Origin of the sequence: Bacillus sp. V3B, assembly GCF_024494465.1 — a bacterium.
Taxonomy (GTDB): Bacteria; Bacillota; Bacilli; order Bacillales; family Cytobacillaceae; genus Bacillus_BD.
Genome location: NZ_JAETXM010000031.1, coordinates 15,980 through 32,908, shown reverse-complemented (window position 1 = coordinate 32,908; position 16,929 = coordinate 15,980). Strand labels below are relative to the sequence as shown.

The 16,929-nt window shown below is 35.1% G+C and carries 13 protein-coding genes and 1 pseudogene; 6 read left to right on the top strand and 8 right to left on the bottom strand.

The features are described 5' to 3' along the window. Positions 1-498: 498 nt before the first annotated feature. The 8 genes and pseudogenes from JMM81_RS20285 to JMM81_RS20250 all read right to left on the bottom strand — a co-directional run bounded on the left by JMM81_RS20285 (position 499) and on the right by JMM81_RS20250 (position 9,222). Positions 499-1,383 (bottom strand): glycine betaine ABC transporter substrate-binding protein, encoded by an 885-nt coding sequence (locus tag JMM81_RS20285; RefSeq protein ID WP_256243363.1) that lies wholly within the window; start codon positions 1,381-1,383, stop codon positions 499-501. A 1-nt stretch (position 1,384) separates the two neighbouring features. Then, positions 1,385-2,038 (bottom strand): ABC transporter permease, encoded by a 654-nt coding sequence (locus tag JMM81_RS20280; RefSeq protein ID WP_256243362.1) that lies wholly within the window; start codon positions 2,036-2,038, stop codon positions 1,385-1,387. Next, the gene (locus tag JMM81_RS20275) at positions 2,035-3,165 is read right to left on the bottom strand and encodes a betaine/proline/choline family ABC transporter ATP-binding protein (RefSeq protein ID WP_256243361.1); all 1,131 of its coding nucleotides are present in this window, start codon (positions 3,163-3,165) and stop codon (positions 2,035-2,037) included. The genes JMM81_RS20280 and JMM81_RS20275 overlap by 4 nt, the downstream gene beginning before the upstream one ends. A gap of 134 nt (positions 3,166-3,299) precedes the next feature. Continuing rightward, on the bottom strand, positions 3,300-3,476 hold the full coding sequence (locus JMM81_RS20270; RefSeq protein ID WP_256243360.1) for a hypothetical protein: 177 nt from the start codon (positions 3,474-3,476) through the stop codon (positions 3,300-3,302). Positions 3,477-3,918: 442 nt separating this feature from the next. Further along, positions 3,919-4,281: a Na-translocating system protein MpsC family protein gene (locus JMM81_RS20265; protein ID WP_256243359.1), complete on the bottom strand. Its 363-nt coding sequence runs from the start codon at positions 4,279-4,281 to the stop codon at positions 3,919-3,921. A 178-nt stretch (positions 4,282-4,459) separates the two neighbouring features. Further along, positions 4,460-5,037 (bottom strand): annotated as a pseudogene (locus tag JMM81_RS20260) (carbonic anhydrase). Between the two features lie 28 nt (positions 5,038-5,065). Continuing rightward, entirely contained in the window at positions 5,066-7,690 is a 2,625-nt protein-coding gene (locus JMM81_RS20255; protein WP_256243357.1) for a DUF2309 domain-containing protein, read from the bottom strand. Next, a complete protein-coding gene (locus JMM81_RS20250; protein ID WP_256243356.1) occupies positions 7,690-9,222 on the bottom strand; it encodes an NADH dehydrogenase subunit 5 in 1,533 nt (510 codons plus the stop codon). Before JMM81_RS20250 ends, JMM81_RS20255 begins: the two co-directional genes overlap by 1 nt. A gap of 1,355 nt (positions 9,223-10,577) precedes the next feature. Between JMM81_RS20250 and JMM81_RS20245 the strand changes: the two genes are divergently transcribed. The 6 genes from JMM81_RS20245 (at position 10,578) to JMM81_RS20220 (ending at position 16,923) form a co-directional block, all read left to right on the top strand. Then, the gene (locus JMM81_RS20245) at positions 10,578-11,282 is read left to right on the top strand and encodes a DUF421 domain-containing protein (protein WP_256243355.1); all 705 of its coding nucleotides are present in this window, start codon (positions 10,578-10,580) and stop codon (positions 11,280-11,282) included. Between the two features lie 513 nt (positions 11,283-11,795). Further along, on the top strand, positions 11,796-12,194 hold the full coding sequence (locus tag JMM81_RS20240) for an uberolysin/carnocyclin family circular bacteriocin (RefSeq protein WP_256243354.1): 399 nt from the start codon (positions 11,796-11,798) through the stop codon (positions 12,192-12,194). Positions 12,195-12,295: 101 nt separating this feature from the next. Beyond that, a complete protein-coding gene (locus JMM81_RS20235) occupies positions 12,296-12,952 on the top strand; it encodes a YIP1 family protein (RefSeq protein ID WP_256243353.1) in 657 nt (218 codons plus the stop codon). A 34-nt stretch (positions 12,953-12,986) separates the two neighbouring features. Then, the gene (locus tag JMM81_RS20230) at positions 12,987-14,588 is read left to right on the top strand and encodes a M48 family metalloprotease (protein ID WP_256243352.1); all 1,602 of its coding nucleotides are present in this window, start codon (positions 12,987-12,989) and stop codon (positions 14,586-14,588) included. Positions 14,589-14,668: 80 nt separating this feature from the next. Then, the gene (locus JMM81_RS20225) at positions 14,669-15,196 is read left to right on the top strand and encodes a stage II sporulation protein M (RefSeq protein WP_256243351.1); all 528 of its coding nucleotides are present in this window, start codon (positions 14,669-14,671) and stop codon (positions 15,194-15,196) included. 1,157 nt (positions 15,197-16,353) lie between these two features. Next, entirely contained in the window at positions 16,354-16,923 is a 570-nt protein-coding gene (locus JMM81_RS20220; RefSeq protein WP_256243349.1) for a hypothetical protein, read from the top strand. The last annotated feature ends 6 nt before the right edge of the window (positions 16,924-16,929 follow it).

The window sequence follows — 16,929 nt, the reverse complement described above, 5'->3', positions numbered from 1 at the left end:
AATCTAGATATAGGACATAAGTAACTTTTAATCATTAACTAGATTGAGTAAGCACAGTTTAATCTTACGTATTTCAGTACAATTTTTTTACGCATATTAATTTTAACTCAGAAAGACAAAATCCAGTTTCAGATAGTTGAATAGTTTATCCTTTTTTTCAAATAATACCATTTATTCCATTTGTATAAAGGTTTGGTTATAGAAAGTTCGCATTTTTTTAATAAACTTTCCATGAAACATTTTTCTAAAACAAGATTTTTCAAGGCATCCCTGCGGAGCAGACCATCAAAAACCATGAAGAAGCCAGCATGATCATTCATGCTGGCTTCTTCGTGGTTTTTATCCCTTCATCACACATTCAGGGTGTGCCCTAGATCGTACTACCCTATCTGATTACCAATTATCTGGATGTTGTCTGGCACCTTATAGCCGTTCGAGGAGACTTTGGATCGATTGTACAACGTAAGCTATTTGACGCTTATGTATATTGCCACTATACTACTCAATTAAACCAGCTTCTTGTAAAAATTCCTTTGCTACAACTTCAACCATAATGCCTTCGTTATCCACTTTAGCATTCATGGCTTGCATCGTCGGTTCATCAATTTTACCTTCTAGCTTCTGTAGTACTTCCTCTAATTCAGGATATCTTTCGAGCGTTTCTTCTAGTACTAGAGGAAGGGCGTGATAAGGTGGAAAGTAAGACTTATCATCTTCGAGTACTCTCAAATCGAATACCTGTAATTGACCATCTGTTGTGTAGGAATTGATTACATCCACGTCACCTCCAGCAATTGCACGATACATCATCCCATGGTCCATTCCCTTCACATCTTTAAACTCTAGATCATATTCTTCTTTAAATCCTGGCAAACCGTCCGGACGATCAATAAATTCGAAAACTGCTCCAAGCGTAAATTGTTCGGAAACCTCCGCAAAGTCACTGAATGTTTCTACGTCTAGTCTCTCTGCTTCTGCTTCATCTAATGCTAGCGTGTACGTATTATTAAACCCGAATGTATTAAATGCTACAATATTATCTTTTGCCACAAGTTCCTTCGTTTTTGCTAAGGTTTCTTCAGCGGTTCCAGGAGATTCACCATAATACGTAATCACAATCGTACCTGTATAATCAGGTATCACTTGAATACTGCCATTCATCAATGCATTCCAAACAACATTAGAACCACCAAGATTTTCTCTATATATTACATTTATATCCGTTTTATCTTCAATTAATTGACCCATAATATTTGATAAAATGATACTTTCCGTATTATTTCTTGAACCAATTGTGACTGAATCGCCACTATTTAATATGCATCCCCCTAGGAGAATAACAGTAATAATAGCCATAAAAGGTAAAATTAATTTTCTTTTCATCCTATTTCAACCCCTCTGGTGTAGACCAACGTTCAAGCTTATTAAAGAGGAACTCAAGCAAAATCGCTAATATAGCAGCGGGGATAGCTCCTAAAAATATTAAGCCATCTATTCCTCGTGTAATGCCTAAGAATATAAAGTCTCCAAGCCCACCAGCTCCTATAAATGCTGCCAATGTCGCATTTCCCACGTTAATAACAGCAGCGGTACGGACTCCAGCCATTATAATTGGCATTGCCAAAGGAAGCTCAACCTTAAGTAATATCTGTTTGCTCTTCATTCCCATTCCTTTGGCCGCTTCTAACGTTGCCTTATCTACATCTTTGATACCTGTATACGTGTTTCGAACAATCGGTAAAAGTGAATACAAAAATAATGCCGCAATTCCTGTTTTTACACCAATTCCAAAAACGGGGATTAAAAACCCAAGTACCGCAAGACTTGGAATTGTTTGCATAATTCCTGTCCCACCTAATATGAACGGTACTAGGGATGATACGCGCGTAATAAGAACACCTAAGAAAACTCCAAGTATAACGGCCATCAGCATCGAAAAAAACACGAGTTGGATATGGATAAATGTTGCCTCAAGCACATCTTCCCACCGCATTTGTGTTTGTTGAACAATTTGTTCCCATAAATTTAAGTTTTTCATCCGTTTGCCTCCAATTCTGTCCATTGGCTGGACAATGCGGAAAGCAATGTTCCACGAGTCACTAATCCTACTACCCTTTTGGTTTCATCGACGACCGGAATGATTCCGAGTGACGCTTTCGGCATCATCACAATGGCATCTTTGGCACTTTGCGAGCTCAATAGAAAGGGTTCAGAAGTTTGCATAATCTCTTCAATTGTTTTAATTTCTTCCATTTTCTTTATCACATCATAAGCAGATACAATTCCAATCATATGGTCACTCTCGTCAACGATAACTAACATTGTTTTTTTATGTTTGCGCATTATTGCAAGAGCTTTTTCAGGAGATCGACCTGGAAAAGAAGTTAAAACATTTTCCACCATAACCTCTGCAACTGACATGAGCTCAGGATTCTGAATAATTCGATGTTTACCAATGAACTCTTCGACAAAGCCATATGTAGGTTCTTGTAATAACTTCTCTGGAGTGTCAAGTTGAAGTAAACTGCCATCTTTCATAATAGCAATTCGATCACCGAGTTTTAACGCTTCATCCATATCGTGAGTTACAAAAACAATTGTCTTCTTAAGTTTTTGCTGCAAGGAAATTAATTCTCCTTGTATTTGCTCCCTTGTAATTGGATCCAGTGCACCAAATGGTTCATCCATCAAGATAATCCTTGGATTTGATGCCAAAGCTCTTGCAACACCAACACGCTGTTGCTGTCCACCTGATAATTCTTTTGGAAATCGGTTGCTATATACCTCTGGGTCAAGTCCCACCATCTCCAAGAGCTCTTTCACTCGCTTTTTAATATCCTGTTCATCCCACCCTTTAAGTTGAGGAACAATCGCTATATTCTCTGCAATTGTATAATGAGGAAAGAGGCCAATTTGTTGAATAACATAACCAATATTACGTCGTAACTCTGCGGCATTTAACTTTGTAATGTCATTCCCATCAATAGAAATCGTTCCAGTTGTATGGGGAATCATTCTATTAATCATTTTCATTGTCGTTGATTTCCCAGATCCACTGGGTCCGATAAGGACAACTAGCTCTCCTTCAAAAATTTCAAAACTGACTGAATCTACTGCTTTAAATCCGTCATTATAAACTTTACTTACATTTTCAAACTTGATCATATTTACCTCCTAATTTTTATCACATAAAAAAAAGCTCCCTTAGGCAATAAGTATGTGCTAGGAGCTTAGAATTATACAGATTACACTTTTCTTAAATAAGCACTATTTTGCCTGAGTAGGTAAGCAGTTATTCATCAATTAACACACCGTCTCCAATTGTATCCTCTTTCATCAATTTGTTCAACTTCTTCAGGCAACTCACCATTTCCACAACCTGCTAACGAAGAAATTTTAGGGTTAGAAACTTCATATATATCTAAAATTCCAACATCAAATTCGCTCCGCCGAATTTGCGCCCGGATTTTTATCACGCTTCAGAAAGCCACATCCTGTGGCTTTCGCCTGACTAGGACGTCCTGTCCGTCGTCGAGCTCGCTCGATAAATGACCTTTAAAAAATCGAAAGGCTCGCCGGAGGCTTAACTTCATTCAGCCGGGGTTTGAATCCCCATTGAATCAGAGAGCTTTTTGCATTCATCCCCCACTTACAGAAGTGGAGACTTCTGTACCTGTCGCAAGCTTTCGGTACAAAAAGCATTTGCTGAATGAAGTTAAAATTTCACAAAAATGGCTTTATCATGTACATTTCGCTATTACTTATGGTACGTTTCACCGTGATAATTCAAACAGTAAACTTGCTTATATTCTTTTTATTCTGTATCTTTCTAAAATCATTAAAGACTGTATTGGGAATTAAAAATGATATAAATAGCAGAATCTTTTATTTAAGGTGACATCCCTTTATTTCTTTACATTAAAGATTTTTCTCAAGATCATTAAATAATTTAAATACCTTCACTCGTTCACCTGTGCGAGAGCTTATATCAGTGTGAAAACTTTTCACTTTTTCTCCAGTAATAGTTAGTATAATATCTTTAAGATCTTCTATACCAGATTCAACTAACTCCGAACGAGTTTTCTTTATCGTTAACATTCCCTCTTTTGTTTCACAAACCGTATATTCTGCTGGTGTTAAAATACCTTGTAGATTCACAATTATCATATCCCGTAATATATCTGTCTTAACAGTTACAGACCCACGCCCAAGAAAGTCCTTTTCCCATTGAGTAATTGACTTACTTATCTCTGATTCTAAAGAACCTTTAGATTTTTTCATATATTATACATCTCCTGAACAAAAAATTGGTCTATTCCATATGTTTTTTAAGTCTCTAAGACGATTTTCTTCCTTATATGAGGACTCGTCGTCAATCCTGAATTCGAAAAATTGTCAAGCTGTTTCCCATGCATTGTAGATAGAACCGCTTTTTTCCCCATGTATGGGTGCATAGAAGTTAACTCCCCCTTCCATTCCAAAGTGACAAGTGATGATCAGGTAAGGTTTGACACTGTTTTATCAGTAGGAACCTCCACAATTGAGAATTTTCCATCATTATTATTTACTATTAACCCTCGAACTTTAACATGTGATGGAACTAATGGATGATGACGAATGATATCAACACTTTTTTCGATATTGTCACTACCATTTTCTTTTCCAGTTAGCCAATCATCGACCGTACCACCTGGAAATTCAGGTATACAATTTTGAAAAAGGTAATCCGTTGTTTGGAGTTTATCTTTTATTGAATCAAGTTGAGTTAATATATTAACTGTGGCAGTTCTCTTATCTTTTGTTCCTACAACAAAAATCTCCTCAACATTTTCCTGATAAATAGCAATGATAACAGACCTCATTATATCTCCATAAGGATTTGAGATTACAGGACCATAGCTTTGTATAGTCAGCATGTTTTCTGGTCGAATATTAGTCACTTCTTGTAAAATAGGCTCCAACCCGTTTTCAATGTCCGTTAGAAATAATGCTTTTTGATTTTTATCTAAATCCATATCATACACCCCTTCTTTACAAATCATTTGATAAATGTTGATTTTAGCAGTTACCAGTTTTCCCAACGTCCTTCTGGGTCAACACTCGCGAGTCGAACCCATCCATTTTGAACTTTTTCTCGAAATGCTGAATCATTCTTTAATAACCGTTCTACAAATTCGCTAGGTGCTTGGATGACAATCAGCAAACGAAGAGGAGAATGATAAGCCTCATGATCTGATTGCATGACGGATTGCCAAGGTAGTCCAGCTAATAAGTCACTTGCATTCCCCTGCATAACACCAAGACCTGCAGTAACGGTTTGAGTTGCTTTATTTCCGCTACCATAATAATGAGGTGCTACCGTTGATGCGTAATATTGTAAATTAATCCATTGGGTCACCGTTCCAGGTCCTGCAATAATATTTGCTAGGAGATCACCACTTTCATCCTGCTTCCAATCATAATTATGAAGGAAGGCTCTACCTTCCAAGTCACAATCCTGAGTTAGTTCACGTTGGCCGATAATAAAAGCGGCATTACGAGCTAATCCCCATTCCGGACGTATCTCACTCCAATCTTCCGCAAATCGGTGTGCCTCAGCCTTCGGATTTATAAGTTTCGATTGGAAATTCGGTAATTGGGCTAGACGCTCTGCATTTGCATTTTGGCTCACTTTCGGCATAATAGCTTCGATACGATCAAATGCATCTTGTGCAGCTTCGGAAAGTTCAGGAACATAAATCCAGTGTAATTCATCCACCGTTGTTTTATGCTCAGCGGCTACGAAAACGGTGTCCTCAGGGATTTCAATTCCTTCAGAAGAAAGCTCTTCTCTTACCTCTGGAAGGTTGCATAAAGCAGCTAAAACCCTTGCATTGAATCCACCTGCCGCTCCACCGCAAGCACCACAGTCGAGAGCAGCGGCATAAGGATTATTGGTACTTTGACTACCATGTCCGCATATTACGACTAATGATGCGAAATTCTCTGTTAGCCCCATCATTTTTAGAGCTTGGCGCGCATAATTCACTTTTTCTTCTTCAGAAAAACCAACAGGTATCTCCGCTTCTGTGTTATGAACATGATTAAGCAAGAGCTTTGTATTAGGTTTGCGTAACCAAGTCTCATGAAGGTTACGCATAAAACGATCTGCTCTTCTAGGCACAAAGCTACGGGCTACCATTTGCAGACTAAGCCAAGGTCCACTTAGCTCAGGTAAAAGTAAGCTCGCAAGTACATTCTGTTTCATCGTTTTAAATGTATTGCTTAAGGAATTAACTGCCTGCTTACGTTGTTGGTATTTTTCGAGTACATCTTCATCTACGAACTCTTTTATTTTATGTTGTGGTTTTAGTATTACTGGCAAGGAGGCGTGGCTGTGTTTACTACCAAGTTCACTAGTTGCAATCGGCAACCCGAAGAAACCAGCAATTCCAATCGTTTCAAACGGACCTTCTTTTTCTAGTTGACGACGAAAAGGTTCTGATCGTACATCAATGCAGAATGCTAATTGAGCTAATGCATATTTTTTACCGTTGGTCTCACGTTGTTTAGAGAGTATCTTCTGACTTAATCGATCTGTGTGTGTTTGTTCCCAAGCTTCTAACCAAAGCTTCCTGCAAAGCTTCTCATCAAAGCTGTAGGCAAATGATAAATATTCATTTTGTTTAGCGGGAGGCATATTTGACCATTCCTCGATTGAAAGGTCCCCCCAATGAATCCAAGATGCTAAAAGGGGAGTAATCGAAACTTTTTTCTCAGATCGTTGATTGGTCAAAGGTAAATAAGGCTTTATAAGAGCCCACTCCATGGAAATTCGAACTGCTAAATATTCTGTTAGGAGTGAACGTTCATGGCTAGATTGTTGAGAGCGCCAAAGTATCATTCCTGCCCATCCGGGTAAGGAAAGCAAATGACCTTCAAGATAAGTCTGTACCTCTGACCCAGGGATTTCTAGTGCGGATAACGCTTTTTTTATAGCTGTATGTGCCTCTTTTGGCCAATCTTTAAAACTTTTACGCTGATTTTTACTTAGTGCAGGATCATATTGAATGAGACGTTGCCAAGCACTATAGAAACCTTCCTCACGATTTGGCATTGTCCAACCTGCCTGAGAGTCATCAAGATATAATTTACACCACTTGATGACATGATGATCAAGAATATTGACTAACCTTTCACCATCCTGATTCTCGATATGCGAACTTATTGGTTGCATTGAAGAATTCTCGATACTATCCGTATTCAGTCCACTAAATTCCTCTACCAACTTCTCCAGCTTATGTGATGATAAAAGGTTAGAAGGTAATGGATCTAATTTTAGTGCAGCATGACAAAATTGCTCTGCCACGTCCCGTGGGACATTAAAGGAATGTGAATCAAGCCAGCGCTGTAGACCCATTTTCACAAAAGCTTCATCAATCTCACCTTTACTCTTTGCCGAAAGGATCATCGAAGCACTAGGATAGATATCAATATCACGAGTATTTTTTAACCAACCTGCAACCTGTTCAAAAGATTGCTTTTCAAGTCCCATCCACGGATTACGTGCTGCAAATGTAGAAATTGGCCAAAGTGGTGCAATCACTCGGCTAGCTGATTCAATTAGAACGTTAATATCACTTTCTTGAAGATCAATATTTGTATCTTTCTTTTTTACATTTTCTTTCATTAATATAGATGTTCTGCTCATCACTGATTACCTCCTTGAGATAAATATTGTTTAAGGTAGTTTGGATGACTTTCTACTGACTTTGTTTTTGCTTCACCTAATCGTACTAACCAAAGATAGAGTACTGCGAAGGAAGCAGAAGAACGATTACGAGCAACCCACGTACCTATAACACTACCAAATAGTAAGAGACATACGACAATGATGACAACTGACATTGGAGGTTGAACACTTTGATAAACAGTTGTATGCAACCACTCATAGAAGAGGTTATGAATGATAAAATAAACGATGGCAGCTCCTCCTAAAAATGATAAGCCAGCAATTCGACCAATTCTCCCCTCTCCAAAAGCTACGAGCTGTGTCCAAGAAACGGACAATGACCACCCTAAGATTAGCGCACTAATCAATTGATAGCCCTCTCCAGGAGCCATGAGCCAAAAAGCTAACCCTACAATTAAGCCTAGAGTCCGACCAGCCATGATCCATAAATAGGATAACCTTTCATTAACGCGAGTCGACACTTCGAAACGACGTACTGCCGAACCAGCCTGTAAAAACAGCGTAGCTTTGAACAAACCATGTAAAATAAGATGAATTATGGCTGCTATATACGCACCTAATGCACACTGAATGAGCATAAAGCCCATTTGTCCAATCGTGGAGCCTACTAACTGACGTTTATAGTCAACCTGGACTAAACTAATTCCAGATCCAATCAATACAGAAATACTTGCCAGAATAAGTAAAATAATCGAAGCTATATCACCATTAAAAAGAGGTGAAAATCGAGTTAGCATAATCCCACCTGCATTTACTAAACCTGCGTGCATAATCGCAGAAACAGGAGTCGGAGCAACAACAGACTCAATTAACCACCTGTGGAAAGGCCACTGAGCTGCTGGAATTATCACCGCTAATACAATCAAAAAATTAATCCCTGTTTTCTCCCATGCTCCAAGTTGACCTAAACTTTCATTTGTTAGAACTAATGATAACTGCCATTGACCTGTGACTTGAAAAAGCCAAATCACCGCGAATAATAATGAAAACCAACTTAATGTAAATAAGCGACCAGAAACCTTGGCAGCTTCACTAGCTACTTTCCATCCACTGTTTAACCTTATAAGTAAGGTTAAACTGACGAGAGTTGCTCCCCAAAATATAACCATCAAGCGGAGATCACCACTTAACCATGCAATTGAAGCAGAACCTGTAGTGAAAGTAAAAAGCGTAAAATATTTTCGATAAGAACGATCCCCCATTAAGTAACGTACAGAAAAACGCTGAATGATTAAACCAATTAAAAGAACAAAGAAAGCCATTAACCAAGCTAAGGTATCTAGGTACCAAGGCCCAACAACTTCATTCACTCTAGTATTAGCGAGAGCCAATAGAGAAACCAATGGAGGCAAAGCAACGATACCCATATGAATGCGAACAAAACTCAATGGTACTCGTGGATGTAAAAACAATAGTCCACTTAGCCCAGAAGCAGTAAGCATAATAAAAAATAATGTTAACAATGATGACAAACTCAGCGAAACTAACACAAAACAGTCTCCTCTCAAAATGATGTTAAAGTATTAAAAAAGTTTATTAAAAGTCATTTCATATATCCTTCCTTCTAAAAAGACATACATTTTATTTGCTCCTTTTTTGAATAAATTTGTATTAACTCAATAAAAAAAACCGACAACTTCAAAACTTCAATGATGATTTAAAATCATTGAATCTTGAAAATTGTCGGTTTTACTTCAACTAACTTCAACGAAGTTTTTTGAAGAACTACCTTTTTTAATGTCAAAATAAATTATATGTATAATTCTCCTTCAATACAAAAATGATATATCTCTAATCTAATACTTTAGATTATAAAATATATCGATTTACGTTACCTTTTCATTCTTATATTTTAGAAGCTTTTTCATCCAATCAATATGAAAATATTAAAATAATGCTAAAGCCCAATTATTTAAGAAGTTAAAAGTAAATATCTATCGAATATTAACTTGACAATAAATATATACTAAATTATAAAAAGTGTCAACAACACAATCTCCTTATACTCTTTCCCTTTTAAAGAAATTCCATTTGGATGTTTGAAGTAAGGTGATTGGAGTATCAATTCCTAATAACACAGCTTGTGTACTTTATATTAAATTTTTCGACCAAGTCTTTAATATAAATAAATATTCTTTAAAAACTAATCCCTCATCAAACAACAACTATTCAAATAAATATACTAGGAATTACTGTAATTTCAGCTCTGTTTATTTTTCCTTTTAGGTACCACTTTCATCTAGCTATAAGCCAATATATCCATTCAGGTTTTCTCCATTTAACCTAAATCTACCGTGATTAATGCCCCTAATTTGCTTCAAGCCCTTGTGGAGGATTTTTCCATCAACTGGGATTATCCCTATGTCATAGCAATACTCCCTATAAGCTTCCTCTAAATAAACAGTGTGAATTTTATATCTAGGATCTTTTATACATCGCTCGTCAATAAATGTCTGTACACTGTTGTTTTCACATAAATAATCATTATATATATCGTCAACTTCCTCACAACTAGTAAAAACGTAATTATTTTCAATTAATCTTTTTAGCCCATCTACAGCCCACTTTACAATATATGACTTTTCATCAATCAGTTTATTTACTAAATCTATATCTTATTTACTTTTTTCAGTTGGAAAATTGAATGGTACTATAATCAATCTGTCTGAAAATGCTCTTGTTTTATCTAAACCTACTATTCTAGACAATTCATTTCCAGCAAATTCTTGTCCCTTACAATCTGGTGGTTTTATTTTTTAATAATTTGTATTTATCGATTAAATCTTGGAAAAGATGATAGTGTAGTAATTTTAAAGTTTATAAAAATTATCTGGGGGAATAAACGGTGGAACTAATACAAATGTCTATTAAGCTAGTTATAGGATTCTTTTTGCTCTTTCTCTTAATTAGAATTATAGGTAAGAAATTAATAGACCAGTTTACTCCCTTTCATTTTATTTCAGCCATTGTCTTAAGCGAATTGTTAGGAAATGCTGTCTATCAAAAAAATGTACCTATTATCCATATCTTTTACACCATACTTATATGGGGAAGTTTACTATTTTTAGTTGAATACCTCGGTCAAAAATCTCTATGGTTAAGACAAATGTTCGAAGGGAAACCTTCAATGGTTATTCGAAATGGGCAGATTGACTTTGAACAGTTAAAAAAGAGTCGTATGAACATTAATCAATTACAAAGTTTACTTCGTCAAAGTGAGATTTTCTCCATTCGTGAAGTAGCATTTGCAATTATTGAAACGAATGGTTCTATAAGTGTATTAAAAAAATCACGATATCAAAAAACGACCTTACAAGATTTTAATATGCCTTATCAACTTGTTTATCTACCTATAACACTAATTAGAGACGGGGCATTAATCAAAAAAAATTTAGAGGAAATAAACAAAGATGACCATTGGCTGAGCAACCAGTTATTAGCCAATGGCATAAGTAAAATTGAAGACGTCCTCTTTGCTGAATGGTTAGAAAACGATGGGATCATTGTTATTCCTTATAAACCTGTCCAATGTAAAAAATCCCCTAGCTAAATTACTTCAAGAACATGGCTTTGTGAAAATTAAAAAATTTAGAAAGTGGTGTAAAAATGTTTGAATTTATGAAAGAAATACTCTTGGTTCTTGGGAGAATAATTACTATTTTACCCTTGCTATTGTTCATCAAATAGCTTTTTCCTATTTATGTTACGGTTCACCGTAGTTATTTAAGAGGCAAAAAGGAATTGGTAATTGGTTCCAGTCCTTTGCTTTTTTTAAATAATCTTTAATTGATTTTCTTTGTTGCATATACAATGCGGTGAAAATGATAGTTTAAAGATTCATTACAAAGCATTTCCTCCCGAAACAGAAAAGGCTTTTTGCTGTGTATATTACTATCAAAATCAAAAACCCTCACATACGATTACGGTAATCTCGAACAATTTAGCTATAATTAAATTAAATCAAAAATAGCAAAATAGTACTATTTAACTATTTTTGATATGATTCTATTGTAGCCTTTTGTAATGTATTGTAAAATTAAATCATTGGAAGGGGGTGGAAAAAATGGAAGTTACAACTAACCGAAAGCCTAAAATTTTTGTCGCTTTTGGGATGGTCTTATTATCTATTTTAGTGATGTTTGGAACTACTGGTTCACCAGTCAAATATAATCACACTGTTGCTAGTAATGCTAATATCCAAACGATAGAGCAATCATCATTAGAAGTAAACCTTGCCAAAATCATTAATAAATATAGTAAGAAGACCACCTGGAACCAAGCTCAGCAAAAAGCAAAAAAAATAGTCAATCTGGTAATGACGGGTTCTGATATTGCTGCTGCAGTATCACTTGTGTTAGGCTTCTTCTCCTTTGGAACCATTACAGCAATTGCTTGGGTAGCAAGGATGTCACTTAAGTACTATATTAAACGAAAAGGCAGAAGAGCTGCCGTTACGTGGTAATTTGATTAATGGTAGTTCTGAGATATTTCTCAGAACTACCACTTCTTTAATTTATCTTTAGATAACGTCAATACGAGTCAGATGATAAGGAGGTGTAAGTGGTGAAAGATTTATTAGCAGGTGTGAAATCATTTGGTACTGTGTTAATTGAACCAGTAACTTTGTTTCATAAATTAATTGAGAGGCCCAAAAATTTTTATCCATTTATTTTAATCTTTCTCACCGGCATTGCTTTAGTGCTATCCACTTCACAATTTACAATAAAAGAAATCTCTTACCTATTTGATTTAGAAGAAAAACTGTCTAATTCAACTATCATCATTAGTATCTTCACTTTCATTATTAGTGGCGGATTACTTATTGAATGGCTTATTCAAGCCATTATCATTTATTTTATGGTTTCTCTTCTTTCTACAGAAACACGAGAATTCAGAGCGGTCTCCAGTATTATTGGTTATAGCTGGGTCCCTATAGCAATTAAAGTTGTCTCTTTTTCATTGTTAGTTTTGTTTACTGGGGAAATGTACGAACCTAAAGGGTTATCTGGGGTATTAAATGGTTCCAACAATTCTCTCTTAATGAGTTTCTTGAAAAATATAGATTTATTTGTCATCTGGCAGTACATAATTATGTATTTAGGTGTTAGAATTTTGTTAGGTTACTCAAATAAATGGTTGACTGTGGTGATTATCTCACTTACTTTCTTACTAAATAACATTCTAAAGCTATTACCCGAAATATTTACTTCTTTTATTTAATTTTAAAATCCCTATACTGGCAGGATGTGATGAAATGTTACGAAAAGCCTCCCTTTCTTATCTTATTGCTAGCATCGTTACGATATTAGTAATATTAATTGAAGTAGGTTTCCGTTCAGCAGTTGTTTCGCCATTTGTTATACTTGATTCAAGCAAAGAAAATACGCCTAAAGTATTAATAGCTCATGCTTTATTTCAGGGTGACTATCTATTAACCTACCAAGATAAATCATTTAATAATAATTCAGAAGCAGCTTTTCAATTGGGTGGTCAACAACTAAATTTTACCGAAATTCCATTAACAAACGGAATTAGCACGATTAATACAGACTTGATGAATGAAAAAGCAGAGGTTTTCTTAAGAAGAGGTTTTGAACCTATAAACGACGAGAAGCTAAATGTGGAAGAGGTATCCCAAAACCCTCTTTTTACCAAATTTCAACTTACTAACCTTTCAGAAAGTCCATTAAAGGTTGAAACTAGATTTAAGTATAGTACCTCATTTATTACTACAGTCACTCTAATGGGAATCATTTTACCAGCATTATTATTTATATTTTTCAACCTAAATGAATCTATGAAAAACTTATTCACATTATTTATCCCTTTTGTTCTAGCCGTCATTCTTCCTTTGGGATTAAATTATTATTTCTTAATGGGATATGTGTTATCTTTTACGGGATCCTATATTGTAAGCATTTTTCTTTCTATACTAGTGCCAGGATTTATATCTATCTTATTGACAGCTTATTCATTTGAATATATTACGAAAGATCATTCATCTGAAGACTTAGAAGAAAAAGAAGCCTCGTTAGGCGACTCATTTTTATTGAATACCAGGGAGCAGATTGGTATTTTTGGCACCGTAACATTATCCTTGGTGTATTTCGGGTCTTACTTATTATTTCCTTTATCGATTCATTCCAAGATCATGGATAACCTTTATCTATTTTGTGCCTGGTACTTTGCCCTACTAGTTTTATTTGTTGCTGGATACATATTAATTCAAAAAATAATAAATAAATATGAAGTCTTAATTACAGACGACTTCATGGATATCGTAAAGGATATTGAGCGTAAAACAAACCAAAAGGTCAACATCTTGATAAAGAAAGATTCAATACACGATGTAAATGCGTGGATTTATTCTTTTCAGCTTCCATTTACGAAGACAGTAAATGTTTACGTTACCGAGGGTTTATTAGAGAAATTTGAGATTGAGGAAATTCGCGCCATTCTCTTCCATGAAATGGGACATATGAAATTAAAACACGCTCATTTTACCGTATTATTAACGTTCATTGTAACCTTACTTATGGGGATCAGCATGTATTATGCAAGACAGTTTATGCTTGCCAATGGATGGTGGCAATATATTCTTATTTTCCCGGCGGGGGTTTTTGTCATGATCTTTATCACAGAATGGTTACCAAAGAAGATCAGTAGGCTATTTGAGATACAAGCAGATAACTTTGCTATATCCCTTCTTGAGAATAAAACACTTTATGTTAACACTTTAGTTAAGTTAAGCAGCCTCATTGAAGAAGAGGGTGGAGATTCTAACAGAAAATCTGAATGGCGGGAAAGTCATCCCTCTTTTGAAAAAAGAATCAAAAATGTAAAGAAAACCATTTAAGACAAGGTGATTATTTGAATACTGAACAGCACCATTTCAAGGATATATGGCTATATCCATTTCTGAAGAGAAATTCCCGAGTGCTTACGCTCGCTTTATTGGTAGTTTTTATCAGCTTTTTCGGGACTCTCTTATTCTTATCATTAAATAGTGATATGACGCTATCTACTTCCCCTTATCCTTTTCAGGAAGATGTTAGTGAAAGCAAGAATGAAGAATCAATCGTTTGGTTCTCAATTTTTTCACATAATTTCATTATCTTGTTGCCTGCATTAATTGGGGTTTTGTCACTCGGTTTTTTGTCCATTCTATATGTTTCATTACAAGGGTATTTACTTGGCGTAACCATCTACAGCTTCTCTCAAACAATGCCAATTTCAACCCTGATTACTTTCACTATATTTCATGGAGGTTTTGAAATGATCGCTATAGCCTTAATCACGGCATTCGCAATAAAACCTGGTGATATCACTATTCAATCAATTCGAGGTAAACGCACATTTATACAGAGGACCGATTTAAAAGATATGGCTGTTCTTATAATGCTGTATGTTGTATTCCTATTAATTGCTGCAGTGATTGAAGGAATAATACTCGTAAATCTATAATTTCCAAAAGATAAATTGAAGTATAGAGGACGATGAATATGAGAGAACTCTATTTAATTAACAAGTATACATTAAGAATCACCTTAAACCGTTTACTATACGCCCTTAAAGATCGAAGAATATTGTTATATAAATATCTCCCTTTACTTGTGGCTAGTTTGATAATCATTGCTTTAATTACATTAAATTCCTTTTCTTCTTACATTATAGAATTCATATTGGACATGTTAGAACCGCTAAATAGAAGAGAAGAATTGACTTGGATCGGAAGCTTTTCCTTACTAATGATTTTGTCCATTCTAATCAGCAATATTTATCCAAGTGTATATCGTATATTGGAATTTAGGGACTTTGAGATTCTATCTTCAATCGTTCCCTCTGTCAAAAAAATAGTGCTCAGCAAGTTAATCGGACGTGAATTACTGAAAGGATCACTTCTGTTTGTCTTATTTGTACTCTTTTTCATTAATCTGACCATAAAACTTAATCTAAGTTTTTCAGTCATCATGTTTCTCTTCTTATATTTTTGTTTCATAATGGCTATTGCAAACCTTATAAAAATGTTTATTGTAATGAAAGTAACTTGGACAAAACTAAGGAAAGGGAATGTATTAAATTATACTCTGTTTCTTTTATTGGCAAAAGGAATGGTGGTTATCCTCATACTGGCCGTCTTATATCCTTTTCATGGCCTTATTCCTTTTGGACCAATAAGGGATTATTACTTGTTGATATACAACCATTCTCTTTTTCAGTCCTTAATTATGTTCCTTACTCCTATTGGGGTCTTTGACAACATGTTGATTCTTCCTGCTCTCTCAATGATAGTAGGGATTTTCATATGCTATATATTGAATAATCAATTAAACCATTTAGATGCATATCTGTTTATCGATTTTCTTCAGCAAAAGAATTCTAATAAAATTCATTCAAGAGCAAAAGGCGATATATTCCACATATATTTAAGAAGTTTATCAGCACTATTAAAGTACTTTACAGTCATCCCATTTTTGACAAGAAGAATCATCATCAAAGACTATAAACTTTTTCAAAGAAAGAAACAGTACAGATTCACTCAAACTTTCATTTTGATTATTTTTCAATACATAATGTTATTTATCCCTTATTATCTTTTGAATTCCAAGAATATTTTCTTCATGGATGAAAATCGTTTAACGATTTTAGCAATACTTCACCTTACAGGCGCATCTATGGTAATAGAAAAGCTTATTAATCGATTTTCTCCTGATTTTGAGGGTAAAAGCTTCATTTCCCTTTTACTTACTCCAGTAAAAGCGGAGCAAATTTGCTTAGCAAAGATACTTAGTTTGTTCGGAGTGGTACTGCCCTTTCCTATTCTTTTTAGTATGGCAACCTACCTAATGTTTGATGCCAGTTTCTTTTTTATTATGCCATTAGTTGTATTAACTACAGTCGCTATTATACTGATAGCATTAGTTAGCAGTATTACATTTCCAAACTTTGAAAGAGAATCCTATCTAGATCTGCCAAGTACAAGAGCAAATATAATGAGTAAACTGTTATCAGGACTATTTATCATCCTCGGAAGCACAGTTATTATTGTCACAAAAGATCTCTTCTTAACCGTGCTATTATATACATTTATGACTTTTGCGATTAGTTCATTTCTCTTCCATTTATGCTGCAAGAAACTAAACAAGACTGAATTTAAAAACTTCTCTTCATTAAGTGAATTTAGTGAGTAAGGAATG